Genomic DNA, 26,133 nt, shown 5'->3' on the forward strand with positions numbered 1-26,133 from the left:
GGACCCCGTTCATCCACGAGCTTGGGGGCCGGATGCGGGTAGTCATCGCCGAAGACGCCGTGCTGCTGCGGGCCGGGGTGACCCGCCTGCTCGCCGACGAGGGCATCGAGACGGCCGCGGCCGTCGACAACGGCGACGACCTGCTCGGCGCGATCAAGGAACATCGTCCTGACCTGGCGATCGTCGACGTCCGGATGCCCCCGACGTTCACCGACGAGGGCTTGCGCGCCGCGCTGGCGGCGCGCAAGGAGATCCCGGGGCTGCCGGTGCTGGTGCTCTCGCAGTACGTCGAGGAGTCGTACGCGGTGGAACTGCTGTCCGGCGGCGCGGGCGGGGTCGGCTACCTGCTGAAGGAGCGGGTGGCGGACGTCGACGAGTTCCTGGACGCGGTCCGCCGGGTGGCCAACGGCGGCACGGCGATCGACCCGGACGTGATCGCCCAGCTGATGGCCCGCGGCCGCCGCAACCCCCTCGACGCGCTGACCGCCCGCGAGTCCGAGGTCCTGGGGCTGATGGCCCAGGGCCTGTCGAACACGGCGATCGCGAACTCGCTGGTGGTGTCGCACGGCGCGGTGGAGAAGCACATCGGCAACATCTTCTCGAAGCTCGGCCTCGAGGCGAGCGCGGAGGAACACCGCCGCGTTCGTGCGGTCCTGACCTACCTGGGCCGCTGAGCTCCGACGGACAGTGACCGGAAGTCCCGTAAAGTGGACATAGGGTCACCCGTTCCGCGGGCGGCACCCTCCACACCGCTCACCTACCATGAGCGGACCCAGCGGAGAGGAGCCCGCAGATGTCCGACGAGACCCCCTGCGTCCGCTTCTTCGGCGGCCCGCTCGACGGCCGCGTCCAGGAGCTCGGGGACGCCGAACCCGTGCCCGGCACCGTCATCCGGCACATCCACCTGCACGGCGGCCCGAAGATCGAGACCCGCTACGAGCTCGGCCTCACCGAGCGCGGCTGGGAGTACCGCGTCACCGCGACGCAGCACGAACCCGAGCCCGACGGCCTGAGGTAGGGAGAACCCCCGTATCGGCCGGGGGTGAACAGGACCTCGAAGACGCCGGTCAGCACCGCTGTTCCCGCAGGTCGAACCGGCCAGGCTTAGCGCATGCAGACAAGCCAGGGGGTCGCACGAGGCGGCCGGGACAGGTTTCTCGACGTCGTCCGGGCGGGGGCCATCCTCGCCGTCATCGCCCAGCACTGGGTCATGCCGGTGCTCTCCTACTCCGACGGCCGGCTCGCCACGGGCAACGCGCTCGCGACGCCGGGCTGGTGGGTCGTCACCTGGCTGTCCCAGGTCATGCCCCTGGTGTTCTTCGCCGGCGGCGCGGCCAACCTCATTTCACTGAGCCGCGCGAAGTCGACGCGCGAGTGGCTCGGTGCGCGGCTCAAACGCCTCATGGTGCCGGTCCTGCCGCTGGTGGCCGTCTGGCTCGTCATGCCGGACTTCCTCCGCGGGCTCGGCATCCCGCCGCAGCCGCTGCAGGTCGCCAGTGCGATCGCCGCGCAGCTGCTGTGGTTCCTCGCGGTCTACGTCCTGGTCGTGCTCCTCACGCCGCTGATGGTCGCCGCGCACCGGCGCTGGGGCCTCAAGGTGCCGCTCGTCATGGGAGCCGCCGGCGTCCTCGTCGACGTCGCGCGCTTCAACGACCTCGGTTACCTCGGTTACGCCAACGCGATCTTCGTCTGGGTCGCCGTCCACCAGCTCGGCTTCCACTACGTCGAAGGCCGCCTCGGCACGCTCACCCGCCGCGCCGCGCTCAGCCTGTCCGCCGCCGGCTTCGGCATCACCGCGCTGATGGTCGCGTTCGGCCCCTACCCGGCCAGCATGATCGGCATGCCGGGCGCGCCGGTGTCGAACATGAGCCCGCCGACCGTGCTGCTCGCCTTCCTCGCCGTCGGCCAGATCGGCCTGCTGCTCGCCTTCCGCCCGCAGCTCAACGCGCTCGCCGAACGTCCCGGCGTCGGCAGCGCGCTCGGCTGGCTCGGCGCGCGGTTCATGAGCGTCTACCTCTGGCACATGCCGGCGCTGATCGTGGTGGCGGGCGTGACGGTCTACGGCCTCGGCTACGAGACGCCCGAGCCGGGCACGCTGCTCTGGCTCGTCATGGCGCCCGCGTGGTTCGCGGTGTGCGGCCTGGTGCTGCTGGGCCTGCTGCGGCTGTTCGCGCACTTCGAGCTGCAGCGCGACACCGTCGCGGTCACCGCGAGGGTCCCGCAGCTGGTCGTCGCCGGGCTGATGATCTCGGGTGGCCTGCTCGGCCTCGCCGCGCACGGGTTCGCGCCGCTGTCGGACGGCATCGCGCACGGCCCGGTGCCGTGGATCGTCCTCGCGACGGCCGGGTTCCTCCTGGCGGGCAAGCAGGTTCCGGTGATCGACCTGCTGGGCCGTGCGGTGCACGTTTCCGAACGGGCAGCGCTGCGTCGGTGAAAAGCGGTCGTCGACAAAGCGTCAGGCGCTGAGCAGCCGCAGCGGGGTGTCGTGCAGGACGGCCCGCAGGAACGGCTCCCCCAGGCGATCGTCGGCCGCCCAGCCGGCGATCGCCTGCAGCTGCGTCGCGTAGGAGTACGGGATGTTCGGGAAGTCCGTGCCCAGCACGACACGGTCGGCGAACTCGGCCAGCCGCGCGGTCCAGTCCGGCGGCAATGGCGACATCGCCTCGGCGAACGGCACCCCGACCATCGTCGTGTCCAGGTGCACGCGCGGGTACTTCGCCAGCAGGTCGAACGCCGTCCCGAACTCGGGCATCGCCGCGTGCGCGAGCACCGCCGTCAGGTCCGGGTACCGCGCCAGCACCTCTTCGAAGACCGACAACCCGGTGAAGTCGCCCCGCAACGGTCCGTGTCCACAGTGGACGACGACGGGGACGCCCGCGTCGGCCAGCGCACCCCACACCGGCTTCAGCAGCTCGTCACGCGGGTCGTACGCGCCCACCTGCACGTGCGCCTTGAACACCCGGGCGCCGGCGCGCAGCGCACCGTCCACAGCGGACCCGGCGCCGGGCTCGGGGTAGAACGTCCCGGTCGGCACCGCCTCCGGGACCTGGGAAGCGAACTCCAACGCCCACGACGTCAGCCACTCCGCCATGCCCGGCTTGTGCGGGTAGACCAGCGGCGCGAACTGCCGGACACCCAGCGAGCGCAGGGTTTCCAGCCGCTCCTGCTCGGACGTCCGGTAGTGCACCGGCCAGTCGGTGCCGTAGTGCGTCGAGGCCTGGTCGAAGTACGCCCAGACCTTGTCCATCACCGGTTTCGGCAGGAAGTGGACGTGCAGGTCGACCAGGCCCGGCAGGCCCAGTGACGCCGTCCACCGAGCGACGTCGGCATCGGAAGCCGGGCCCGCCGTCACTCCGTGAACCGGCCCTTCAGCGCGCGGCCCATGGCCCTCCTGATGTCGCGGTCCGCGTCGCGCTTGGCGAGCGTCTGCCGCTTGTCGTAGGCCTTCTTGCCCTGGGCCAGCGCGATCTCGACCTTGACCTTGCCGTCCTTGAAGTACATCGACAGCGGGACCAAGGAGAGCCCGCTCTCCTTGGTCTTGCCGATGAGCTTCTCGATCTCACGCCGGTGCAGCAGCAGCTTCCGGGTCCGCCGCGGCATGTGGTTGGTCCACGTGCCCTGCGTGTACTCCGGGATGTGCACGTTGCGCAGCCACACTTCGCCGTCGTCGACCGTCGCGAACGCGTCCGCCAGGGACGCCTTGCCCTCGCGCAGGCTCTTCACCTCGGTGCCGACGAGCACGAGACCGCACTCGTAGGTGTCGAGGATGGAGTAATCGTGCCGCGCCTTGCGGTTCGACACGATCACCTTCTGGCCACGTTCCTTGGGCATACGACCACTCTACGTGATGTCCGGGGCCGCAAGCAGCCGGTTAAAAACCTAGTGCCGGACGTACAGCCGCAGCGTGACGTACCCGGTGATGGCGGAGATCACCATGGAGACGCCCAGCAGGATCGGCGCGACCGGGAACAGCAGCTCCAGCGTGGTGATCTTCGGGAACACGTCGCCGGTGAACACCGCGTCGAGGAAACCGACCTTGGTGATGACCAGCATGATGATCCCGAGGATCGCACCGACCGCGCCGGCGACCACCGCCTCCAGCAGGAACGGCAGCTGCGTGTACCACCGCGTCGCGCCGACGAGCCGCATGATGCCGACCTCGGTGCGCCGGGTGAACGCGGACACCTGGATCGTGTTGGCGATCAGCAGCAGCGCGGCGATGGCCATGATGAGCGCGGCACCGAACGCCATGTTCCGGACCCCGTTGAAGGCGTTGAACACGCGGTCGAGGAACTTCTTCTGGTCGTCGACCTTCCGGACGCCCGGCTTGGTGCTGTACTCCTGCACGATCGACTCGCTGCGGTCCGGGTCCTTCAGCTTCACGTGCAGTGACGCGGGCAGCGACTCCGGCCCGGTCAGCTGGATCAGCTCCGGCTGGCTCTCGAAGATCTTCTTGAACCGCTCGAAGGCCTGGTCGCGGTTCTCGAACACGACCGACTCGACGCCGTCGTTGCTCTGCAAGGACGAGCGCAGCGACTGGCACAGCGACTGCGTGCAGTTCTTGTCGCCCGCACTGATGTCGTCGGTGAGGTAGACCGAAACCTCGACGTCGGCGAGGAAGTTGGACTTCATCTTGTCGATCGTGCGCACGGCCAGGAGGCCGCCGCCGAGCATGGCGAGCGACACGGCCGTGGTCAGCATCATCGCGATGGTCATCGTGATGTTCCGGCGCAGGCCGGTGATTACCTCACTGAAGACGAAACTGGCACGCATGTCGGGGTCTGGTCCTTGATGTCGGGGGCGTTGGCGGGGCGGGGAATGCCGGAGTCAGCGACCGATGCCGTAGACGCCGCGGGCGTCGTCACGGATCACCCGGCCGAGCTGCAGCTCGACGACGCGGCGCCGCATGGAGTCCACGATGCCGTGGTCGTGGGTCGCCATCAGGACGGTCGTGCCGGTGCGGTTGATCCGCTCCAGCAGCAGCATGATGTCCTGGCTGGTGTCGGGGTCCAGGTTCCCGGTCGGTTCGTCGGCGAGCAGCACCAGCGGCCGGTTGACGAACGCGCGCGCGATCGCCACGCGCTGCTGCTCACCACCGGAGAGCTCGTTGGGCAGCCGGTCGGCCTTGCCGTCGAGGCCGACGAGCTCCAGCACCTCGGGCACGACCTTCTTGATGGTCGGGCCGGGCTTGCCGATGACCTCGAGGGCGAACGCGACGTTCTCGGCGACCGTCTTGTTGGCCAGCAGGCGGAAGTCCTGGAAGACGCAGCCGATGGTCTGCCGCAGGCGGGGGACCCGGCGGCGGGCCAGCTTGGCGACGTCGAAGTTGGACACCATCACGCGGCCCTTGCTCGGCGTCTCTTCGCGCAGCAGCAGCCTGAGGAAGGTCGACTTCCCCGATCCCGAGGGACCGATGAGGAAGACGAACTCACCCTTTTCGATGTCGACGGACACCCGCTCGAGCGCGGGCCGCGTCGAGGTCTTGTAGACCTTGGAAACCTCTTCGAGCCGGATCACGATTCGGCATACTACCCACCGGTCTCGTGAAGCCCCGGTTGCCCGGTCCACCCGGGTGGAGCAACGGGTGTTTGCGCACGGTGAGCGGTCGCGCAAACACCCCCTGCGCCGATCAGACGGTCGCCGTCTGCTTCCGCCAGCGGATGCCGGCGTCGAGGAAGCCGTCGATGTCGCCGTCGAGCACCGCGCTCGGGTTGCCGACCTCGAACTCGGTCCGCAGGTCCTTGACCATCTGGTACGGGTGCAGCACGTAGGAGCGCATCTGGTTGCCCCAGCTGGAGCCGCCGTCCTTGAGCGCGTCCATCTCCTTGCGCTCTTCTTCCTTCTTGCGCTGGAGCAGCCGCGACTGGAGCACCTTCATCGCGGCCGCCTTGTTCTGCAGCTGCGACTTCTCGTTCTGGCACGAGACGACGATGTTGGTCGGGATGTGCGTGATGCGCACGGCGGAGTCGGTCGTGTTCACGCTCTGTCCACCGGGGCCGGACGAGCGGTAGACGTCGACCCGGATGTCCTTCTCCGGGATGTCGACGTGGTCGACCTCTTCGACCTCCGGCAGCACCTCGACGTGCGCGAACGACGTCTGGCGGCGGCTCTGGTTGTCGAACGGCGAGATCCGGACGAGCCGGTGGGTGCCCTGCTCGACCGAGAGGGTGCCGTAGACGTAGGGAGCGGTCACCTTGAACGTCGCCGACTTGATGCCCGCCTCTTCGGCGTAGGAGATGTCGTAGACGTCGGTCGGGTAGCCGTGGCGTTCCGCCCAGCGCAGGTACATGCGGAGCAGCATCTCGGCGAAGTCGGCCGCGTCGACGCCGCCAGCCTCGGAGCGGATGGTGACGACGGCGTTGCGGTCGTCGTACTCGCCCGAAAGCAGCGTGCGGACCTCGAGGCCGTCGATGGCCTTGCCCAGGTCGGCCAGCTCGCTCTCGGCCTCGCCCATGCTGGCGGCGTCACCCTCGGCCTCGGAGAGCTCGTACAGCACGCCGAGGTCGTCGACCCGCTGGCGCAGGTCGCTGACCCGGCGCAGCTCGCCCTGCCGGTGGGACAGCTGGCTGGTGACCTTCTGCGCCGCCTCCGGGTCGTCCCAGAGCGTCGGGCTCGAGGCCTGCTCCTCCAGGTCGGCCACCTGGGCACGCAGCGTGTCCAGGTCCATCACCGACTCGATCTGCGTCAGCTTGCCGGTCAGGTCCTTCAGTGCCGCGTCGAACTCATCACTCACGTTTGTCGAGGTTACGGCAAAACCCACGACCGGTTGCGAGGACCGGTCGTGGGCGCGTGAACCTCAGGCCGCGGGGATGGCGTCGAGCAGCTTCAGCGCGGCCTTGGCCTGAGCCTGGGCGAACTCGGCGACGGCCTTCTCGTACGGCCCGTCGGCGGCCTTGGTGGCCGCCTTCGCGTCGTCCAGCTGCTGGCTGTAGCTCGTCCGGGCCGAGTCGAGCAGCACCTGGCGCTGCTTCGCGGTCAGCGACGCCGCGTGCACGAGCCGCAGGATGAGCGGGCTGCGCAGGTGGTCGGGACCGGCCTCGGACGTCAGCCAGGCCTTGAAGGCCTTCTTGCCGGCGGCGGTGATCAGGTACTGCTGGCTGGAGCGCGGGCCCTGCTTGCCGAGCCGGACGAGACCTTCCTTGGACAGCGCCGGGAGCTCCCGGTACACCTGGCTGCGGGTGACGCTGAAGAAGGCGCCGAATCGCTCACCCGCTCCCGCGACGAGCTGCCCGCCGGTGGCGGGACCGTCGTGGAGCAGACCGAGCAGGGCGGCGGCTGTTGCATTCAATTCGGACACGTCCCCTAGATTCCCACTTATCGGCCGCTGTGTCCACAGTGGTCAGCAGATCTGTCCATTGTGGCTAGTCAGATCCCCTCGTTCGGCCCAATGCGACCAGGTCCACTGTGGACCCCGGACACGCTGTGCAACCACCTGGGACACCACTTTGGTCCAACCAGCCGCACGCGAGCCAGCCCGACACGGCCAGGCAGGTGAGTTCGGCAAGTGGCTTTCCCCGGCTGGCGCATTCCGAACACGCACCGCAACCGCTCGAAAACAATGCCCAGATCGCGAGATTCGTAGCAAAAGGCGACCAAGACGGGGGATCCAAGGGGGCGAAGCCCTCTTGGCGGGGGTTTGGGGGTCCGACCCCCAAATCAATGCGAAAGAGGCCCCTGTTCGCGTGTTCTGCGAACAGGGGCCTCTGCCTCTGTAGCGGGGACAGGATTTGAACCTGCGACCTCTGGGTTATGAGCCCAGCGAGCTACCGAGCTGCTCCACCCCGCGCCGTTGTGGTACTTGAATAGATTACACGGGGTGGCTACCGGGTTTGCACCGGGGTGCACAAAGCGGCTGACCAGGCGTTACTTCGCTTCGAGCCACTGACGGGCTCCACTGAGGACCATCGAAAGCCCGTCCTCGAACCGCTCGCCGACGTCGGCGAGGAGGTCGCCCGCCGCCTCGCTGCGGTAGCGCTCGTCCAGCTCGCCCGGCTTCGGGTAGACGGCCTGCTCTTCGATGGTGAAGCCGACGACGTAGCTGTAGACGGTGAACAGCGCCTGACCCGCCCGGCGCTCGTCCAGCCCGGCCTCGATGCTCCGCCACAGCGGGCTGCGCCCGACCAGGCCGATGTCCCCGATATAGGTGCCGGCGAAGACCTTCCCGCCGTCGCGGTAGGACAGCATCATCCGCCGCAGCGTCCGCGCGCCGTGCGCGACCGCTTCCCACTCCCCCAGCGAGTCCGGCGGCCGGCGGTCCTCGGCCGAATCGGCATACATCTGCGTCGCCATTTCGTCGAGCAGCTCCTGTTTGTTCTTCATGTGCCAGTACAGCGCCGGCGCCTTGACCCCCAAGTCGGCGGCGATCAGGCGCAGCGTGAGCCCGTTGAGGCCGACCTCGTTGAGCAGCCTGAGCCCGGAACGCGCGATGTCCTGCCTGGTCAGGGCCATATTTCCGGTTCTCCTCGTGGTGCTCGCTTGACAATTTAACGATGTTAAGGGCATCCTCGGATCAGGTCAATTTAACGTTGTTAAGGAGCTGGGGATGAACGAGCTGAACGCCGAGGTGGTCGTCGCCGGGGCGGGACCGACCGGGCTGATGCTGGCGAACGAGCTGGCGCTGGCCGGAGTGGACGTCGTGGTCCTGGAGCGCCTGCCCGTCCGGACCGGGTTGTCGAAGGCGTTGAACCTGCAGCCGCGGACGGCGGAGGTGCTGGACCTGCGCGGCCTGCTCGGCCGGGCGGAGCAGCGGTCGTTCGCGACTGTCGCGGACGGACACTTCGCGGTGATCCCGTTGAGCTACGCCGGCTGGGACACGCGGCACCCGTACCAGGTGGGCATCCCGCAGGCGCAGGTCGAGGCGACGCTGGAGGAGCGGCTGGCCGAGCAGGGCGTCAAGGTGCTGCGTGGCCACGAGCTGACCGGCTTCGAGCAGGACGACGCCGGCGTGACGGTCACGGCGGGCGACCTCCGGGTCCGCGCGGCGTACCTGGTGGGCTGCGACGGTGGCCGCAGCGCGGTGCGCAAAGCCTTGAACCTGCCGTTCGAAGGAATCGAAGGCCGGGGTCACGGCGTCTCGGCGGACGTCCTGTTCCGGACGACCCCGCCGGGCGCGCCGACGCAGTGGCGGTCGATGGGGAACATGGTGACGTCGCTCAGCCCGGGCAAGTTCGTCGGCCTGATCCCGCTGGGCGAGCCCAATCTGTACCGCCTGAGCTACGGCGACCGGCTGCACCGCCCGGACGACCTCCGCGCCGAGGTGCCTGAGGAGGACGTCCGCGCGGCGGTCCGTGAACGCTTCGGCGCGGAAGCGGAGATCGAGGAGATCCGCTGGACATCGCGGTTCTCGGACGACAGCCGGCTGGCGGCGAAGTACCGGGTGGGCCGGGTGCTCTTGGCGGGCGACGCGGCACACGTCCACTTCCCGGCGGGCGGCCAGGGTCTGAACCTGGGCGTCCAGGACGCGATGAACCTGGGCTGGAAGCTGGCGGCCGAACTCCGCGGCCGGGCCCCGGCAGGTCTGCTCGACACGTACGAAGCGGAGCGTCGCGCGGTGGCGAACGGGGTGCTGCAGAACGTGGCCGCCCAGAACGCGCTGATCCCCCTGACGCCGGACCAGCTGGCCCTGCGCGCACTGTTCCGCGACCTGACGGAGATCCCGGAGGTCCAGCGCAAGCTGTCGGGAATGGTGTCGGGTCTGGACATCCGCTACGCACCAGCGGAAGGCCACCCGGCGACAGGCGCCCGTCTCCCGGACTTCCCTGTGGGCAAAGGCTTCGCGAGCGACTTGTTCCACAGTGGAAAGTTCGTCCTGCTGACGAAAACCCCGGCGGAGGCGCCCCACCCGGAGGTAGTCGTAGCGGAGGTACCGGAACTCCCCTGGCCCGACCTGACGAGCATCTTGGTCCGCCCGGACGGTTACGTGGCAACAACAGACGGATCAGCAGGAGCCTGGCTGAAGAACTGACCCGACCACGCGCGGGGGGTCCAGGGGGCGAAGCCCGCCCTGGCGGGGGTCTGGGGGTTCGACCCCCAGGGGAAATGCGAAGGAGGCGCGGTCGGCGCTTTACGCCGACACACGCCTCCTGCATCCGTAGCGGGGACAGGATTTGAACCTGCGACCTCTGGGTTATGAGCCCAGCGAGCTACCGAGCTGCTCCACCCCGCGTCGTGGTACCTACTTTACGCCCTGGTTGCGAATGGGTGCAAAGCAGGTACCCCTTAGGTAAGCGACGTCACCCTCCCGGCTGCGAACTCGGCGGCGGAGTGCTGGTCCCGGGCGCCGCCGTCTTGGCCGCCTCGTACTCCTTCGCCGCGGCGTCCAGAGCCGCCAGGGCCGCGCCCTGGTCCGTGAAGTTGCCCGACTGCTGAGCGGCCCGGAGCTTCGCGAGGGCGGACTGGATGTCCGTCACGGCCTTGTCGAGCGCCGCGTTGCCGCCACCGGAGTTGGGTGGCGTCGTGGTCGGCTGGTTCGGCGTGGTCGTCGGCGGCGTCGTCGTGGGCTGGCCCGCCTGGGGTGGCGTGGTCGTCGCTTCGCCCGTGCCGGCGCCGAAGATCTGGTCTAGGGCTTCCTGCAGCGTCGCGCCGTAGCCGACCTTCGGCCCGTACGAGACGAGCACCCGTGCCAGCTGTGGATAGCTGTTCTGGTTGCGCTGCCGGATGTACACGGGCTCCACGTAGAGGAAGCCCTGGGCGACCGGCAGCGTGATCAGGTTGCCGTAGATCGGGATGACGTTGGGGTTGTTGAAGAGCGTCCGGTCCTGCGCCACCCGTGGATCGCTCTGGAACCGGTTCTGGACCTGGACCGGACCGTCGACCTGCGTGGCTCCGGTGGCCGCGCTGGGCAACTGGAGGACGCGGATCTTCCCGTAGTCGTTCGCGTCCGAGGACACCGACATCCAGGACGCGAGGTACTGCCGCTGCAGACCGGTGAGCGAGCTGGTCAGCTGGAACGTCGGCTTGCTCTGGCCCGGGGTGTCGGCGAGGACGTAGTAGCCGGGCTGGTTGGCCGCGCCGGCCGCCGCCGGGTTGGAGCCGCCTTCGGCCGTCGGGTCCTGCGGGACGCTCCAGAACGCCTGCTGCGAATAGAACTCCTGCGGGTTGCTGACGTGGTAGCGCGACAGCAGCTCACGCTGGATCTTGAAGAGGTCCTCGGGGTAGCGGAAGTGGGACCGCAGGTCCGGGGAGATCTCGGAACTCGGCTTCACGAGCCCGGGGAAGACCTTCTCCCAGGCGTTGAGGACCGGTTCCTTGTCGTCGATCGAGTACAGGTTCACCGTGCCGTTGAAGGCGTCGACGGTGGCCTTGACCGAGTTGCGGATGTAGTTGATCGAGCTGTTGGCCTGGCGGGCGACACCGTTGAGCGAGTCGTTGGTGGCCGCGCCGAGCTGGGTCTGCTGCGAGTACGGGAAGTTGTTGATCGTGGTGTAGCCGTCGATGATCCACTGGATCTTGCCGTCGACGACCGCGGGGTACGGGTCGCCGTCGAGGGTCAGCCACGGCGCGACCTTGCTGACGCGCTCACGCGGGTCGCGGTTGTACATGATCTTCGAGTTGTCGCCGATGGCGTCGGAGAACAGGATGTTGCGTTCGCCGTACTCGGCCGCGAAGGCCAGGCGGTTGAACCAGTTGTCGACCGAGACGCCGCCGGTGCCCTTGTAGGTGTAGCGGTCGGTGGCGGTGTCGTACTCGCCGGGCGCGTTGCCGGTGGTGCCGCCGACGATCGCGTAGTCGGAGTCCGCGGCGGACAGCTCCCCGTAGTAGATCCGGGGTTCCTTGACCTCGATGCCGGGCTGTCCCGTGCCGGACGAGCCGGCGCCGGACGGGTTCTGGGTGTCGCTGGTGGTGGCGATCGGGTAGCCGCCGTCGGAGTTGGCGTCCTTGACCGCGCGGTCGATCGTGTTGGCGGGCGCGGCGACGAAGCCGTTGCCGTGGGTGTAGACGAGGTGCTTGTTGATCCAGCTGGTCTGGTTGCCGGTCAGGCCCTCGGTCTTGATCTCCTTGGCGGCGACGATGTAGTCCTGCGTGGTGCCGCCGACGGTGTAGCGGTCGATGTCGAGCTTGGCCGGGAAGCCGTAGAAGTTCTCGCGGCCGACGCGCTGGGTGAAGGTGTCGGAGAGGATGTTCGGGTCGAGCAGCCGGATGTTCGACATCGTCCCGGTGTCGGCCTTGAGCTGGTCCGGCGTGGCCGACGAGCTGCCCGTGTAGGGCTGGTACTGGACGTCGGTGAGGCCGAAGGCGCGGCGGGTGGCGTCCATGTTCCGCTGGATGGACGTCGCTTCCTTCTCGTTCGCGTTGGGCTTCACCGAGAACTGGTCGAGGATCGCGGGCCACGCGACGCCGACCAGGATGCTCGACAGGATCAGCAGCACGAGGGCGATCGCCGGCAGCTGCAGGTTGCGCAGGAAGGCACCCGCGAAGAACGCGATCGCGCAGATCACCGAGATGCACAGCAGGATCAGCTTGGCCGGCAGGACCGCGTTCAGGTCGGTGTAGGTGGCGCCGATGAACAGCGGCGCGCCGCGATCGGACAGCAGCAGGTTGTACCGGTCGAAGAAGTACTCGGCCGCCTTCAGCAGCACGAAGAGGCCGACGGTGATCGCGAGCTGCGCGCGGGTCGGGCCGGCGAGCTGGCCGCCCTTGCCGGCCAGCCGGATGCCGCCGAAGACGTAGTGCGAGATGAGCGCGCCGAAGAAGGAGATGACGACGGCGATGAACAGCCAGCCGAGCAGCCAGTTGTAGAACGGCAGGTCGAAGGCGTAGAAGCCGACGTCGTTGCCGAACTCGGGATCGGTCTGGCCGAACGAGGTGCCGTTGAGGAACAGCTGCACGACCTGCCAGTCGCCCTGGGCGGACAACCCGGCGATGAGGCCGGTGAGCACCGGGATCCCGATGCCGAAGAGGCGGATGCGCGCGACGATCGCGGACCGGTAGCGGGCCAGCGGATCGTCGGCGCCGGAGATCGGCACGAACACCGGGCGGGTGCGGTAGGCGATCATCAGGCTGATCGCGAGCGCCCCGCCGACGAGCACCCCGACGGCGAAGAAAAGGATGACGCGGGTGACCACCTGGGTGGTGAACACCGACCGCGCGCCGACCTCTCCGAACCACAGCCAGTCGACGTACGTGTCGAGCAAGCGGGCCCCGAGCAGGAGCACCAGCACGATCACCGCGGCGATGATGAGGAGGATCCGGCTCCGCCGGGACAGCTTCGGCAGGCTCACCGGGGGCCGAGTCGCCACGGTGCACGCTCCTGTCATTCGTCAGCACTTGAACAGGGGCGCTCGCGCCCCCTGATTCCCTAACTCTACGGATGCCGTGGGAAGTTCCCGGGACCCGCCCGAATCGGACTCCCGGCGTGGTCTCGCGGACCGGCTGGAGAGCCTTGTCCAGCCGTCGCCCGCCACATGGCGTCGGCGCGAACCCGCGGCCGGTGTGCGGGGCGTGGCGGGCTGACCAGGACAAGGCTCTGCCACCATATGCGCATGGAACAGCAGCAGCAGGCCGGCGTGGCCGCTCTCGCGCGCGAGATCGAAGACTTCATGGCCGCGAACGGCTGGGACCAGCCGCCGCAGCTGTTCGCGCTGGTGCCGACGGCGGCGCTGCTGGACGAGCAGCCGGAGCTGGCCGGGCAGCTCGACCGGGCGAACCCGCTGACGCCGGTGGCGCAGGAAGCGCTGCCCGATGGCGACCTCGCCGACGCGCTGGCCCGGATCGCGTGGCCCGATCTGGTGATCGGGTGCGCGCTCGCCCAGGAGATCATCGTGCTGCCGCCGGGCTCGGAGTCGGAGCTGCCGGACGTCGCGGAGGCCGACGCGGAGAGCCTGCGCCGCGCGGCCGCCGACCACCCGCAGCGGACGGAGGCCCGGCTGGTGGCCGCGGTCCTGCGCGAGGGCAACGGCGCGTGCGTCATGCGGCTGCGCGGCATCGGGACGGCCGAGGGTTCCGACGAGTCGATCGACGAGATCGTCGAGAGCCCCGACCTCGCCCCGAACCTCCTCGAGGCCCTCAAGGCGACGCTCCTCCCCTAGCAGGAGGCCGTCGGGCGGCCCGCCTTCAGGTTGGCCAGCTGCGCGAGCGCGTCGTCCAGTGTGGACACCTTGATGAGGTTGAGGCCGTCGGGCGCGGTGGTCTTGGCCTCGGCGCAGTTGTGCTCGGGCACCAGGAAGTCGGTGGCGCCCGCCTCGCGCGCGCCGACGACCTTGAACGAGATCCCGCCGATCGGGTCGACCTCGCCCGTCTCGGTGATCTCGCCGGTGCCGGCGATGTGCCGGCCGCCCGCGATGTCGTCGCCCTTGACCCGGTCGATGATCGCGAGGGTGAACATCAGCCCGGCCGAGGGCCCGCCGACGTCCTGCAGGGAGATGTTGACGTTGAACGGCGCCTCGGCCCGGTCGACCGCGGTTAGGCCGATGAAGCCCTCCTTGCGGTCGGGGCGCGAAGCGAGCGTGAGCGGCACGGTGCGCTCCGGCTGGCCGTCCGACTGGAAGGTGATCTGGACGGTCTGGCCGGGCAGGGTGCCGGCCAGCGCGGCCCGGACGTCCGCGGCTTCGACGATCTTCTTGCCGTTCACCGTGATCAGCTTGTCGCCGGGGGCGAGCACGTGGTCGGCCGGGCTGCCGGAGACGATCTGCTTCGCCAGCACCTTGATCGGGTAGCCGAGCTTGCGCAGGGCGGCGACCTGGGCGTTCGACTGCGAGTCCTGCAGCTGCTGGATGTTCTCCTGCTTGACCTGTTCGTTGGTTTCGCCCGGCTTGAAGTACTCCTCGCGCGGCGCGAGCGCGTAGCGGCCGCTGGCCCAGAAGCCGAGACCCTGGAAGAGCGTGACGCCGTCGTGCAGCGAGACGGTCGTCATCCGCAGCTCGCCGGTCGTCGGGTGGGTCTCGTGCCCGGTGACCTGGATGACCGGGTTGCCCGCGGCGTCGCGACCCAGCGTGTCGTAGGTCGGGCCCGGGCTGATCGCCACGAACGGCACCGGCACGACCAGGCCGAGCACCACGAAGATCAGGAACAGCGAGCCGCTGACCACGAGCGTCCAGCCGCGGCGGGTCATCCGCCGGGCCTCGCCGCCGGCCTCGGTGCCGGGGTCCGGGCTGCTCTTCGCGGGCGCGGTCTGCTCGGAGGACTTGGTCACGCCCGACAGCGTACGGTGACCGCGTTCGCTTCCCGGTGAAGGCCACGCACATGACGCGCTGGAGCCTTCCCGACCCGCGTACGGTGGACGCATGAGCAAACCCCCGTTCGGCTTCGGACCTTCCGATCCCGACAAACGAGGTGAGAACGACCCCTCGGAAGGCGGACAGCAGTCCGGCGCCGAGGCCTTCAACCAGCTCGGGCAGATGCTGAGCCAGCTGGGCCAGATGCTCAGCCAGGCCGGTACTTCCAGCGGGCCGGTGAACTACGACCTCGCCAAGCAGATCGCCCTCCAGACCCTGGGCAGCGCCGGCAACACCGGCGAAAGCCGCCTCGGCTTCTCCGGCGGAGACGACTCGAACGCCGCCGTCCGCGACGCCGCCCACCTCGCCGAGCTCTGGCTCGACGCGGCGACGCAGTTCCCCGCGGGCGCGACGTCGACGGTCGCATGGTCGCCGCGCACCTGGGTCGAGAAGACCCTGCCGACGTGGCAGCGGCTGTGCGACCCGGTCGCCCGCCAGGTGTCGGGTGCCTGGATGGAGGCGCTCCCCGCGGAGGCCAAGGAAGCCGCCGGCCCGCTGCTGCAGATGATGGGGCAGATGGGCGGGATGGCCTTCGGGTCCCAGCTCGGCCAGGCGCTGGCCCAGCTGGCGTCGGAGATGCTGACTTCGTCCGAGATCGGGCTGCCCCTGGCCCCGGCCGGGACGTCCGCGCTGCTGCCGGCGAACATCGAGAAGTTCGCCGAGGGCCTGGAGCTGCCGACGAGCGAGATCCTGGTGTTCCTGGCCGCGCGCGAGGCCGCGCACCAGCGGCTGTTCACGCACGTGCCGTGGCTGCGCCAGCGCCTGCTGGCGACGGTCGAGGAGTTCGCGCACGGCATCTCGGTGGACACGTCGGCCCTGGAGTCGCTGGCCGGCCGGATCGACCCGGCCAACCCGGCGAGCATCGAGGAAGCGATGTCGTCCGGCCTGCTGGAGCCCCAGACGACGGAGGAGCAGAAGGGCGCGCTGCGGCGCCTCGAGACGCTGCTGGCCCTGGTCGAGGGCTGGGTCGACGTGGTGGTGGCGGAAGCGGTCGGCGACCGCCTCCCGGGAGCGGACGCACTGCGCGAGACGCTGCGCCGCCGCCGCGCGACGGGCGGCCCGGCGGAGCAGACGTTCGCCACGCTGGTCGGCCTGGAGCTGCGCCCCCGCCGCATGAGGGACGCATCGAACCTGTGGAAGCTGGTGGGCGACCGCCACGGCCTGGAGAAGCGCGACGGCCTGTGGTCCCACCCGGACCTGATGCCGACGGCGGAGGACCTGGACGAGCCGATCGACTTCGCGGACCACGTCGGTTCGGCGGGTTCGATCGACGACCTCGACCCGATCGCGGAGCTGGAGCGCACGGAGCAGTCCGAGCGTTCGAAGCGCGACGAGAAGGCCAAGGAGACCCCTCCGGCCTCGGAGGAAAGCGACGGCGAAGGCCAGAGCTGAACCCAGTTCGGCGGAACGGGCGCCCCGCTCCGCGAGGCGCCCGTTCCCGTCCCCGCCGACTGTGTCGTCCATCCAAGTACGCGTGTCGTCCATCCAGGCACGCGTGTCGTCCGCCCAGACACGCGTGATGCCCTTCCAGACACGCGTGATGCCCCTCTGATCACGCGTGATGCCCCTCACGCACGCAAGCCGACCGTCCCGGTACGCCGACCCACCAGGCGTGCAGCCTCTCGGACCGCCCGTCCACGCAGCCGGGGCGGCCCGCCGCAGCGGACCGCCCCGGTCACGTCACCCGCTCAGCACTCGGTGTCGATCCCCCACCCGGCGGCGGCCGCCAACCCCTCGAGATATCCCATCGCCCGATCGGTCTTCGGATACTTCCGCACCAGGGCCCAGAACGCCGCGTCGTGCCCGGGCTCGCGCAGGTGCGCCAGCTCGTGCACCAGCACGTAGTCCAGCACCCACGGCGGGACCTTCCGCAGCCGGTCGCTGACCCGGATGGTCGCGTCGACCGGCGTGCAGGACGCCCACCGCGTGCGCATCGGCGGCACCCAGCGGACGCTCGCCGGCACCGCGTTGCCATCCAGGTACTTGCCCGACAGCAGCGCGCAGCGCGCCAGCAGGGCGTCGTCCGACGTCTTCGGGGGTGCCGGCCGGCGTGGTTCCGAGCGCTGCAGCTTGCGCTCCATCTCGGCGACCCAGTGTTTCTCCTCCGCCCTGGTCATCCGCGCGGGGATGAGCACGATGAGCGTGTCATCCTTCCAATACGCGGTGACCGTCCGGTGCCGGCGCTGGCTGCGCCGCACTTCGACCTTGTGTTCCGGTGTGTCCGACGAGGGGTTCGTTTCCCCCCTGCCTCTCAGCGAGGGCGTCTGTGCTTCGACCACCCGACAACGGTAAGGCCAGGCACCGACAACTCCGAGCGCATTGAGGTCACAGAGCCGAGTTGTCCACAGCCCACTTCACTTGTGGACAACTCGGCCGATCCGGCGCCTTCCCGGGCTCGGCCGCCGCCTCCGGATGCCATCCTGCGGACATGATCTTCTCCACCGCGGACATGCCTCCGGTGCTCCTGCCGGCCCATCCCGCCCTGCTCCCGGGCATCACGGTGCTGGAACGCGGCCCGCGCGAGATCCAGCTCGGGCTCGATCCGCGCCACGGCGTGATCGTCGAAGGCCTGCCACCCCGCCTCGTCGCGCGGCTGCGAAAACTCGACGGCAGCAAGCCCGTCGAGCGGCTCTTGCTCGCCGAGAGCGAACACCGCGACCAGCTGCGGACGCTGCTGCGGCAATTGGCCGCGCTCGGCCTGGTCACCGACGCCGGACGCCCGGACGGCCCGGGTCTCCGCGGCGAAACCGGCTTCTGGTCGCTGCGGGCGCGCCACCACCAGAGCGCCCTCAGTGAGCGGCGGCGCGCCAGCGCGGTCACCGTGCACGGCGACGGCCGGGTGGCGGTCGCCGTCGCCGTGCTGCTGGCCAACGCCGGGATCGGGCACGTCGAGCTGGAGCTGCCCGGCACGGTGACCGAGCACGACCTGGGCAGCGGGTTCACCGAAGCCGACCTGGGCCGATCGCGGCGCCACGCCCTCGGCGACCTGCTGCGTCGCGTCGACCCCGAAGTCCGCGTCACCCGCCTGCACGACCGCCACCCGGACTTGGCGCTGCTCACCGACGCCGTCGTCCCCGCGCCGGAGGTCGTCGCCGAGCTGATGGAGGACGGCGTCCCGCACATGGCCGCCCGCATCCGCGACGGAACGGGCATCGTCGGGCCGCTGGTCGTCCCGGGCCGCAGTTCGTGCCTGCGCTGCGCCGACCTGCACCGGACCGACCTCGACCCGTGCTGGCCCCGCGTCGCCGGACAGCTGACGGGCCGGCACCAGCGGCCCGACCTCGGCGCGGTCCACGCCTGCGCCTCGCTGGCCGTCGCGCAGGCCATGCGCCTGCTCTCCCCCGCCGAGCCGGCGCCGCCCGCGTGGAACGCGACCCTGGAGATCGACGCCTTCGACGGCCGCATCCGCCACCGCGGCTGGCCCCCGCACCCGCGGTGTGGTTGCGGCGCCTTGGTGCTGCGACAGGAGACGTAGACCACTAAGACGTCGCGAGCGGGCTGCGCGCCGCCGAGGTCGCAAGGCAGAATCGCGGGGGTGACCGACTTCCGCGACCCAGGCGATCGTGACCCCGCGATGCCGCGCAAGGGTGCCGCCCGTACTGCCAAGCTCGCCAGTCTGCCGCTCGGGATCGCCGGACGGGCGGTCGGCGGGTGGGGCAAGCGGCTGGCCGGTCAGAGCGCGGAGCAGGTCAACGCCACGCTCTCGGCGAAGGCCGCCGAGCAGCTGTTCGAGGTGCTCGGCACGCTCAAGGGCGGGGCGATGAAGTTCGGCCAGGCGCTGAGCGTGTTCGAGGCGGCGGTGCCGGACGACATGGCGAAGCCGTACCGCGAGGCGCTGACGAAGCTGCAGGCCGCGGCGCCGCCGATGGCGGCCCGCCAGACCCACCGTGTGCTCGCCGAGCAGCTGGGCCGCACCTGGAGCAGCCGATTCGCCTCGTTCGACGACGTGCCGGCGGCGGCCGCGAGCATCGGCCAGGTGCACCGCGCGGTCTGGCACGACGGCCGCGAGGTGGCCGTCAAGGTGCAGTACCCGGGCGCCGACGAGGCGTTGCGCAGCGACCTGCGGCAGCTGCAGCGGTTCAGCAGGCTGTTCCAGGCGTTCGTGCCCGGCACGGAGGTCAAGCCGCTGCTGGCCGAGCTCGCCGAGCGCATGAACGAGGAGCTCGACTACCAGGCCGAGGCCCAGCACCAGCGCGCCTTCGCGAAGGCGTTCGAGGGTGATCCCGGCATCCTGGTGCCGCGCGTGGTGGCCAGCGCACCCAAGGTCGTCGTGACGGAGTGGGTGACCGGCACACCGTTGTCGAAGGTCATCGCGGACGGCGACCGCGAGACTCGCAACCTGGCGGGCCGGCTGCTGGCGGAGTTCCACTACTCGTCCCCCGAGCGCGTCCACCTGCTGCACTCGGATCCGCACCCGGGCAACTTCATGATCACCGGCGACGACCGGCTGTGCGTCATCGACTTCGGCGGCGTGGCCCGGCTGCCCGACGGCATCCCCCGCCACCTGGGCGAGATGACGCGGCTGGCCCTCGACGGCGAGTCCGCCGGGCTGATGCGGCTACTGCGCGAGAACCGGTTCATCCGGCCCGACAGCGACCTGACCGCGGACGAGGTGCTCGCGTACCTGGCGCCGTTCACCGAGCCGCTGGCGGAGCCGACGTTCCACTTCACCCGCAAGTGGATGCAGAAGCAGGCGGGGCGGGTCGGCGACAGCCGCGGCAACGACTTCCGGGTCGGGCGGTCGCTCAACCTGCCGCCCGAGTACCTGATGATCCACCGGGTGACGGCCGGGTCGACGGGCATCCTCTGCCAGCTGGACGCGGAGATCCCGGCGCGCGGCATCGTGGAGCGCTGGCAGCCCGGTTTCGCCGGCTGAGTTGTCCACAGGCCGGGCCGCGAACGGGCGGATTCCGGCGAGTTGTCCACAGCTGCGGGGAATGGGGTTCCACCCGGTTGGCCGAGCCGTCATTCTCGATACATGACCGCTACTCAATGCACTGACCCACTGGCCCTCAGTAACCCCGGCTCATGCGAGGTGATGAACCTCGAACAGTTACGCAGGGCCGGAGTGTCGGACCGAAGAACCCGGCGGCTCTGCGGCCCCGGTGGGCCGTGGCGCCGCCTGTACCCCGGTGTCGTCCTGCTGCGCAACGACTCACCCACGCGGCAGCAGCTGCTGCACGCCGCGCTGGCGCGCTACGGACCGCGGACGGTGGTCACGGGCGCCGACGCGCTGCGGGCCCACGGCGTGAAATGCCCGGCGGACGACGAGATCCGGTTGCTGGTGCCCGACCACTGCCGAGTGGCGGCGTGCGACGGGGTCAGTGCGGCGCGCACGGCCCGGATGCCGGCGTCGGCGGTGGTCGACGGGCTGCCGTTCGCCCCGCCGTCCCGGGCCGCGCTCGACCTGGCGAGGTCCGAGCCCGACCCGGCGCGGATCCGCCACCTGCTGACGCTCCCGCTCTACTGGGGCATGTGCGATCGGCAGGAGCTGCTGACCGAGCTGGCCGAAGGACCCCAGCGCGGCACGGCGGCGGTCCGGAAGGTGCTCCGCGAGCTGGACGAGGGCCCGATCCAGGCCCACGGCCTGGCGGTGCAGGCGCTGGAGACGGCGCGTCTCCCGCCGCCGATCTGGGACGTGACGATCTGCGACCGTCGTGGCCGCCGCATCGGCGAGGCGGACGCGTGGTGGGACGAGATCGGCCTGGCCTGGCAGTACCGCTGCGGCCCCGGCACCGGCGGCTTCTCGCACCTGGCGCTGGCGGCGACAGGGATCGTCCTGGTCCGCTGCACGATCCGCCAGCTGCGCCAGGTCTCGCGCGAGGTGGCGCGAGAGCTGGCCTTGGCCTTCGGCGAGGCGTCCCGCACGCCGCGTCCGAAGGTCCGCGCGGTCCCGATGACCCCGATCGGCGACGCGGCATGACCACCATCGGTGGCCGCGCCGTGCCGCGCACTCCGTCCGGGCCCGCGCATCGCTCGACCCACGGCCCGCACGCATCGTCTGTGTCCACCGAGCCAGGCGCTCCTCCACGCCGTCGGGAGCTGCCACACACTCGTCAGGTGCGCGGCTCGGTCACCAGTACTCGTCGGGCAGCTTGCCCTCGATGTCGCGCACGTGCCGACGCGCGCAGTCCGGGCACAGCCACCGCAGTCCGCCCCGCTCGCGGCTGGACACCCAGGCGAGCGCCGTAGCCGGGTCCTCGTCGGCGCCGCGGGTGCGCCCGCACCGCACGCATGCGACCGCCTCCGGCGCGCTCACGGCAACCGTCCACAGTGGATCGCCTTGGCGCCCAACAGGAACAGGTCGTCCCGACGGGCGAGGAAGTCCGGGCCGTCCGGATCGGTCAGCGCGGCGACCGTGGCGCGATCATCGGCGTCGAGCAGGTCCCCGGCGGACTCGGCAAGCCATCCGACGCGCTGCACGACGTACTCGCGCAACAGCTCCGAACCCGGCATGGGGTGATCGATGAGCGCACCGAACGACTCGACATCCTCGAGCCCGGCCTCGCGAAGGGCGCGCGGCCAGCCGTAGGGCATGGCGACGCTGCCCGGAAGCCCGGCCCGCATTCCGGCGAACCACTCGCCCCGCGCGGCGAGCAGCCGCTGCTCCAGCCCGGGCCGGCCCACCCCGACATCCCAAGGGAGGCACCGCATCTCGAGCCCGCCCTCGCTGATGGCGAGCACCCCACCGGGCCGCACCAGCCGGGCGAGGGAGCGCAAAGCGGCCTGCTGGTCGCCGACGTGGTGCACCACACCGGAGGCCCACACGAGATCGGCGGCGGGCACCCGCTCGCCCAACCGCGGATCGGCGAGATCCCCGTGCACACCGACAACCTCGACATCCCCACCGGCGGCGTCGGTGACGGCCCGCCGCGCCTCGGCCAGCAGCGCGGGCGTGGCATCAAGGAGCACGACGGTGCCCCCACCCCCACGAGCGAGCTCCCGCGCGAAGAGCACGCTCATCCCACCGGCCCCACACCCGACGTCGAGCAGGGTGGGCCGCCCGGACAGCCGGCCAAGCAACCGCCGCGCAACGGGCGCGAGCGCCCCGGCATCGAGCGAGTCGGCCATGCGCAGCTGAGCGAGCCGATCGGCCCAGTCGATGTCGTCGTGGCTGTGTCCGGCCATCACCCCATTCAACACCAGCGCAACCGCCCGAACACCACCCGAAGGTGCCCCCCGACCCGCAAGCCCCCCGCAGGACTTACCCAGCCGCGCCAACACTGAGGCGCCGCGGCATCCAGCGCCGCCCAAGCCGCAGCCGCGGGGTAACCACATCCGACCGGGCTCGCCACCGAGCGAACCAGCCCAGCATCCCCGCAGGCCCGCAACCTTTCGGGGAGCACGACGGCCCCCGCCGCCCGGGGGCGGCAGGGGCCTGCGCTCAGTTCTGGTCCAGCTCGTACCGCTCCGCGCGGCGAGACGCCCATCGGGCTACTCGCGTCCAGCGGCGTACGGCACGCGCGCTACCTCGGGCCCGCTGGGCGCGGACCCCCTCTTCCAGATCCCGTATTCGGGCCCTGGACAGTTCTTCGTAAAGCAACATCTCGCTGATCTCCTCGATCTCGGTCTTCGTCAACTGCAGTTGCGGACGGCACATCCGCGCTTCGTGGTCTTTCGTGGTGACCGGTTCGACGCTCATGCGGCGGCGCTCCGGTGAGCGCCGACGGCCTTGGCCGCGGCGGGCTCGACGGCAGCGTTCTTGCGCGGACGGCCACGGGGCCGCTTGCGCGCGATCACGACGCCGCGCTCGAAGATCTCGCCGCCCCAGACGCCCCACGGCTCGCGGCGAGCCAGTGCGCCCGCCAGGCAGGCCTCGCGCACCGGGCAGTCGGCGCACTGCGCCTTCGCGCGCTCGAGCTCGGCCGGGGACTCGGCGAACCAGAGGTCCGCGTCGCCCGAACGGCAGGGCAGAGCCGCGTCCGGTACCGCGATGGGGTCGAGCAGGTCGGCGAATATTGCCTCACCCGAGGTGTAGGCGATGGCCGAAGACATGGCAGTTCCTCCTTGTGTCGTACGGGTTTTCGGTTGGGAGATGGAGCTGGGCAATGCTGGTCCTCTTGGGGTTGTGCAGCCAAAAACACGAAGGCCGCGGATCCGGGTTTTCCGGTTCCGCGGCCTTCGTGAGCCTCTAGTCCTGACTAGGTCAGGAACTTCGCTCCCGTAACGACAACGGAACACGGAACTGCTTGATGGTCGACAGATCAGCCTGCGGGTACGCGGCGAGAACGCCCTGCGTCCCGAACACGACATCACCGGTGGCCCAGCGCCGCTCGACGCGACGCATGACCTGAATCTCGTGCGCGCTCACGGACACACCGGTGCCCGGGCGCTGAGCAGCCGCAACTTCCGCGGCGCAGGACAGACGGGTGCCCGGATTCGTGAGCGTCATGGTGTTGATCATTTCACCGGCACCTCCTTCTGTACTCTGCACACACGGCCGCCGAGCGGCGCTGTCACGTGGATCCCCAGCCGAGCCCTTCGGGCTCGGTACTGGCAGGTTATTGTGCCCCACCACACCGAGGCAACTCAATTAACGGGAAAATCCTCGAAGTTACGAAGATCGCCCCTGAGCAGCGGGTTCGCCGCGTCGATCATGGCCCGGACGCGGTCAACACCCCATCGCCGCGATACCGCCGCCCGAGTGAACCGGGCGCGACCACACCGGTCCGGCCCTCGGTCGGGACGGCCTCGAAGGCCGGTCCGCGCGAGCCGCGCGCCCCGGCCGCGTGCCGAAGCCGACCGGACCAACACCGCCTCGAACGCGACGAGACGGCCCCGGCGCCCCCGACCCGTCGCTACTCCGCCGATGCCCGGACCACGCCGAGGATCTCCGTGCCGAACCGCTCCAGCTTGGTCGCGCCGATTCCCGAGATCGACACCAGCGCCGCCTCGTCGATCGGGCGTTGCTCGGCGATGGCCATCAGCGTCGCGTCGGTGAACACCACGAACGCCGGCACCTTCAGCTCGCGGGCCCGGTCGGCGCGCCAGGACTTCAGGCGCTCCAGCAGTCCCTCGTCCACCGTCGACGGGCACTTGCCGCAGCGGCCCAGCTTGACCTCGAGGGTCTCCAGCAGCGGCCCGCCGCAGACGCGGCAGCGCGTCTTGATCGGCGTCGCCGGCTTCTGCTGGGTGCGGGCCGCGCGGGCGGCCGGGTGATCCTCCGGGATCAGGCCGTACAGGAACCGGCTGCGACGGCGGTTGCGCCGCCCTCCCGGCGTGCGGGCCAGCGCCCACGACAGCCACAGGTGCTCGCGGGCGCGCGTCACGCCGACGTAGAACAGCCGCCGCTCTTCCTCGATCGCCGCCTCGTCGTCGCCGGCGTGCAGGATCGGCATCGTGCCCTCGGCCAGGCCGACGAGGAACACCGCGTCCCACTCCAGGCCCTTCGCCGCGTGCAGCGACGCCAGCGTCACGCCCTCCACCGTCGGCGGGTGCTGGGCCGCGGCGCGCTGCTCCAGTTCGGTGTTGAAGCGCGGCAGGTCGGCGTCCTCGACCGTCGAGGCCAGCTCTTCGGCCAGCTCGACGATCGCCAGGAGCGCGTCCCAGCGCTCCTTGGCCGCGCCACCCGCCGGCGGCGACTCGGTCAGCCCGACGCGGGCGAGCACCGACCGCACCGTCGTGACCAGGTCGGAGCTGCCGTCGCCGCTCGCGGCCCGCAGCGCCGACATCGCCTGCCGGACCTCGGTCCGGTTGAAGAACCGCTCGCCACCGCGGACGAGGTACGGGATGCCGGCCGCGGTCAGTGCCGACTCGTACGCCTCCGACTGCGCGTTCACGCGGTACAGCACCGCGATCTCGCTCGCCGCGACGCCGCCGTCCAGCAGCTCGCGCACCCGACCGGCGACGGCCTCGGCCTCGACCGCCTCGTCGTCGAACTCGGCGAAGCGCGGCTCCGGACCCGACGGCCGCTGGCCGATCAGCTTCAGCCGCGACCCCGCCGGCCGCCCGCGCGCGGCGCCGATGACCCGGTTCGCCAGCGAGACGACCTCGGGGGTCGACCGGTAGTCGCGCTCGAGCCGGACGACCGTCGCGTCCGGGTAGCGCCGCGTGAACTCCAGCAGCGACTTCGGCGACGCGCCGCCGAAGGAGTAGATGGTCTGGTTGGCGTCGCCGACGACGGTCAGGTCGTCGCGGCCGCCGAGCCACGCGTCGAGCAGGCGCTGCTGCAGCGGCGTGACGTCCTGGTACTCGTCGACGACGAAGCACCGGTAGCGGTCGCGGAACTCCTCGGCGACGACGCCGTGCTCCTCGAGCACCGCCGTCGTGTGCAGCAGGAGGTCGTCGAAGTCGAGCACCTGCGCGGCGTTCTTCAGCTCTTCGTACATGCGGTAGACCTGGGCGATCTGCGCCGCCGGCGCCGGGATGTCGCGCTGGGTGCGCGCCGCGACGGCCGGGTAGTCGTCCGGGCCGATCAGCGACGCCTTCGCCCACTCGATCTCGCTCGACAGGTCGCGCAGGATCTCGGTTTCGGTACCGAGCTTGGCCCGGGTCGCGGCCTGGCCGACGTAGCGGAACTTGTTCTCCAGCAGGTCCCAGGGCCGGTCGCCGACCACGCGCGGCCAGAAGTACCGCAGCTGACGGCGGGCGGCGGCGTGGAACGTCAAGGCCTGCGCAGCCTCGACGCCGAGGCCCCGCAACCGGGTCCGCATCTCCCCCGCGGCTCGCGTCGTGAACGTCACGGCGAGCACCTGACCAGCGGAAACATGTCCGGATCGGACGAGGTGGGCGATCCGGTGGGTGATCGTGCGGGTCTTGCCCGTGCCGGCCCCGGCGAGCACGCAGACCGGCCCTCGCGGGGCACCGGCGGCGGCGCGCTGCTCAGGGTCGAGACCATCGAGCAGACGGTTCTGGCTCTTGGGGGAAAGTACGCCGGTCACGTCCGGCATCCTCGCAGAGGGGGACGGGGAATCGGGGCAGG

25 protein-coding genes and 2 tRNA genes are annotated in these 26,133 nt (G+C 70.4%); 9 read left to right on the forward strand and 18 right to left on the reverse strand.

The features are described from left to right. The first annotated feature begins 32 nt into the window (after positions 1 to 32). The 3 genes from ABZ342_RS38385 (at position 33) to ABZ342_RS38395 (ending at position 2,434) form a co-directional block, all read left to right on the forward strand. A complete protein-coding gene (locus ABZ342_RS38385; RefSeq protein WP_155544593.1) occupies positions 33 to 674 on the forward strand; it encodes a response regulator transcription factor in 642 nt (213 codons plus the stop codon). Positions 675 to 793: 119 nt separating this feature from the next. Beyond that, on the forward strand, positions 794 to 1,018 hold the full coding sequence (locus ABZ342_RS38390) for a hypothetical protein (RefSeq protein ID WP_155544592.1): 225 nt from the start codon (positions 794 to 796) through the stop codon (positions 1,016 to 1,018). A gap of 93 nt (positions 1,019 to 1,111) precedes the next feature. Beyond that, positions 1,112 to 2,434 carry an acyltransferase gene (locus tag ABZ342_RS38395; protein ID WP_360483898.1) on the forward strand — a complete coding sequence of 441 codons (1,323 nt, stop codon included), beginning with the start codon at positions 1,112 to 1,114 and terminating at the stop codon, positions 2,432 to 2,434. Positions 2,435 to 2,455: 21 nt separating this feature from the next. Here ABZ342_RS38395 and ABZ342_RS38400 read toward each other — a convergent pair whose 3' ends face one another. The 8 genes from ABZ342_RS38400 to ABZ342_RS38435 form a co-directional block, all read right to left on the reverse strand. Then, complete coding sequence (locus ABZ342_RS38400) at positions 2,456 to 3,352, reverse strand: amidohydrolase family protein (RefSeq protein WP_360483901.1); 897 nt, start codon at positions 3,350 to 3,352, stop codon at positions 2,456 to 2,458. Then, on the reverse strand, positions 3,349 to 3,831 hold the full coding sequence (smpB, locus tag ABZ342_RS38405; protein WP_155544589.1) for an SsrA-binding protein SmpB: 483 nt from the start codon (positions 3,829 to 3,831) through the stop codon (positions 3,349 to 3,351). The genes ABZ342_RS38400 and smpB overlap by 4 nt, the downstream gene beginning before the upstream one ends. Before the next feature lie 48 nt (positions 3,832 to 3,879). After that, on the reverse strand, positions 3,880 to 4,773 hold the full coding sequence (gene ftsX, locus ABZ342_RS38410) for a permease-like cell division protein FtsX (protein ID WP_360483905.1): 894 nt from the start codon (positions 4,771 to 4,773) through the stop codon (positions 3,880 to 3,882). Between the two features lie 54 nt (positions 4,774 to 4,827). Then, on the reverse strand, positions 4,828 to 5,517 hold the full coding sequence (gene ftsE, locus ABZ342_RS38415; protein ID WP_155544587.1) for a cell division ATP-binding protein FtsE: 690 nt from the start codon (positions 5,515 to 5,517) through the stop codon (positions 4,828 to 4,830). Positions 5,518 to 5,629: 112 nt separating this feature from the next. Further along, on the reverse strand, positions 5,630 to 6,733 hold the full coding sequence (prfB, locus tag ABZ342_RS38420; RefSeq protein ID WP_155544586.1) for a peptide chain release factor 2: 1,104 nt from the start codon (positions 6,731 to 6,733) through the stop codon (positions 5,630 to 5,632). A 63-nt stretch (positions 6,734 to 6,796) separates the two neighbouring features. Then, a complete protein-coding gene (locus ABZ342_RS38425; protein WP_155544585.1) occupies positions 6,797 to 7,297 on the reverse strand; it encodes a helix-turn-helix transcriptional regulator in 501 nt (166 codons plus the stop codon). A gap of 415 nt (positions 7,298 to 7,712) precedes the next feature. After that, positions 7,713 to 7,786: transfer RNA gene (locus ABZ342_RS38430), tRNA-Met, on the reverse strand. A 77-nt stretch (positions 7,787 to 7,863) separates the two neighbouring features. Beyond that, a complete protein-coding gene (locus ABZ342_RS38435) occupies positions 7,864 to 8,448 on the reverse strand; it encodes a TetR/AcrR family transcriptional regulator C-terminal domain-containing protein (RefSeq protein WP_360483910.1) in 585 nt (194 codons plus the stop codon). 94 nt (positions 8,449 to 8,542) lie between these two features. Here ABZ342_RS38435 and ABZ342_RS38440 point away from each other — a divergent pair, with 94 nt between their 5' ends. After that, complete coding sequence (locus ABZ342_RS38440; protein WP_360483913.1) at positions 8,543 to 9,964, forward strand: FAD-dependent monooxygenase; 1,422 nt, start codon at positions 8,543 to 8,545, stop codon at positions 9,962 to 9,964. A 127-nt stretch (positions 9,965 to 10,091) separates the two neighbouring features. Here the strand turns inward: ABZ342_RS38440 and ABZ342_RS38445 are convergent. Continuing rightward, positions 10,092 to 10,165 (reverse strand) — tRNA-Met (locus tag ABZ342_RS38445). 67 nt (positions 10,166 to 10,232) lie between these two features. Further along, the gene (locus ABZ342_RS38450) at positions 10,233 to 13,238 is read right to left on the reverse strand and encodes a UPF0182 family protein (RefSeq protein ID WP_360483916.1); all 3,006 of its coding nucleotides are present in this window, start codon (positions 13,236 to 13,238) and stop codon (positions 10,233 to 10,235) included. 243 nt (positions 13,239 to 13,481) lie between these two features. On the opposite strand from ABZ342_RS38450, the gene ABZ342_RS38455 reads away from it, so the two are divergent. Continuing rightward, a complete protein-coding gene (locus tag ABZ342_RS38455) occupies positions 13,482 to 14,027 on the forward strand; it encodes a PPA1309 family protein (RefSeq protein WP_360483918.1) in 546 nt (181 codons plus the stop codon). Here ABZ342_RS38455 and ABZ342_RS38460 read toward each other — a convergent pair. Further along, positions 14,024 to 15,130: a S16 family serine protease gene (locus ABZ342_RS38460; RefSeq protein WP_155544580.1), complete on the reverse strand. Its 1,107-nt coding sequence runs from the start codon at positions 15,128 to 15,130 to the stop codon at positions 14,024 to 14,026. The genes ABZ342_RS38455 and ABZ342_RS38460 overlap by 4 nt on opposite strands. A 91-nt stretch (positions 15,131 to 15,221) precedes the next feature. Here ABZ342_RS38460 and ABZ342_RS38465 point away from each other — a divergent pair, with 91 nt between their 5' ends. Beyond that, on the forward strand, positions 15,222 to 16,604 hold the full coding sequence (locus tag ABZ342_RS38465; RefSeq protein ID WP_360483922.1) for a zinc-dependent metalloprotease: 1,383 nt from the start codon (positions 15,222 to 15,224) through the stop codon (positions 16,602 to 16,604). A gap of 296 nt (positions 16,605 to 16,900) precedes the next feature. Here ABZ342_RS38465 and ABZ342_RS38470 read toward each other — a convergent pair whose 3' ends face one another. Continuing rightward, a complete protein-coding gene (locus tag ABZ342_RS38470) occupies positions 16,901 to 17,410 on the reverse strand; it encodes a M48 family metallopeptidase (RefSeq protein ID WP_155544578.1) in 510 nt (169 codons plus the stop codon). A 230-nt stretch (positions 17,411 to 17,640) separates the two neighbouring features. On the opposite strand from ABZ342_RS38470, the gene ABZ342_RS38475 reads away from it, so the two are divergent. From ABZ342_RS38475 to ABZ342_RS38485, 3 genes are all read left to right on the forward strand, one after another. Further along, complete coding sequence (locus tag ABZ342_RS38475; RefSeq protein ID WP_360483926.1) at positions 17,641 to 18,687, forward strand: hypothetical protein; 1,047 nt, start codon at positions 17,641 to 17,643, stop codon at positions 18,685 to 18,687. 60 nt (positions 18,688 to 18,747) lie between these two features. Continuing rightward, positions 18,748 to 20,088 carry an AarF/ABC1/UbiB kinase family protein gene (locus ABZ342_RS38480; protein WP_360483928.1) on the forward strand — a complete coding sequence of 447 codons (1,341 nt, stop codon included), beginning with the start codon at positions 18,748 to 18,750 and terminating at the stop codon, positions 20,086 to 20,088. 162 nt (positions 20,089 to 20,250) lie between these two features. After that, the gene (locus ABZ342_RS38485; protein WP_360483931.1) at positions 20,251 to 21,135 is read left to right on the forward strand and encodes a hypothetical protein; all 885 of its coding nucleotides are present in this window, start codon (positions 20,251 to 20,253) and stop codon (positions 21,133 to 21,135) included. A gap of 150 nt (positions 21,136 to 21,285) precedes the next feature. Here ABZ342_RS38485 and ABZ342_RS38490 read toward each other — a convergent pair whose 3' ends face one another. The 6 genes from ABZ342_RS38490 to ABZ342_RS38515 form a co-directional block, all read right to left on the reverse strand. Continuing rightward, the gene (locus ABZ342_RS38490) at positions 21,286 to 21,471 is read right to left on the reverse strand and encodes a hypothetical protein (RefSeq protein WP_360483934.1); all 186 of its coding nucleotides are present in this window, start codon (positions 21,469 to 21,471) and stop codon (positions 21,286 to 21,288) included. Then, complete coding sequence (locus ABZ342_RS38495; RefSeq protein ID WP_360483937.1) at positions 21,468 to 22,340, reverse strand: class I SAM-dependent methyltransferase; 873 nt, start codon at positions 22,338 to 22,340, stop codon at positions 21,468 to 21,470. The genes ABZ342_RS38490 and ABZ342_RS38495 overlap by 4 nt, the downstream gene beginning before the upstream one ends. A 256-nt stretch (positions 22,341 to 22,596) precedes the next feature. Beyond that, complete coding sequence (locus ABZ342_RS38500; RefSeq protein WP_155544573.1) at positions 22,597 to 22,854, reverse strand: hypothetical protein; 258 nt, start codon at positions 22,852 to 22,854, stop codon at positions 22,597 to 22,599. Beyond that, on the reverse strand, positions 22,851 to 23,207 hold the full coding sequence (locus ABZ342_RS38505; protein WP_155544572.1) for a WhiB family transcriptional regulator: 357 nt from the start codon (positions 23,205 to 23,207) through the stop codon (positions 22,851 to 22,853). Before ABZ342_RS38505 ends, ABZ342_RS38500 begins: the two co-directional genes overlap by 4 nt. Before the next feature lie 151 nt (positions 23,208 to 23,358). Next, positions 23,359 to 23,616, reverse strand: a complete 258-nt coding sequence (locus tag ABZ342_RS38510) for a hypothetical protein (RefSeq protein ID WP_155544571.1) — start codon at positions 23,614 to 23,616, stop codon at positions 23,359 to 23,361. 394 nt (positions 23,617 to 24,010) lie between these two features. Beyond that, positions 24,011 to 26,101 (reverse strand): ATP-dependent DNA helicase UvrD2, encoded by a 2,091-nt coding sequence (locus tag ABZ342_RS38515; protein WP_360483941.1) that lies wholly within the window; start codon positions 26,099 to 26,101, stop codon positions 24,011 to 24,013. Positions 26,102 to 26,133: the final 32 nt, after the last annotated feature.

Source organism: Amycolatopsis sp. NPDC005961 (assembly GCF_040629235.1).
In the GTDB taxonomy this organism is placed as follows: Bacteria; Actinomycetota; Actinomycetes; order Mycobacteriales; family Pseudonocardiaceae; genus Amycolatopsis; species Amycolatopsis camponoti.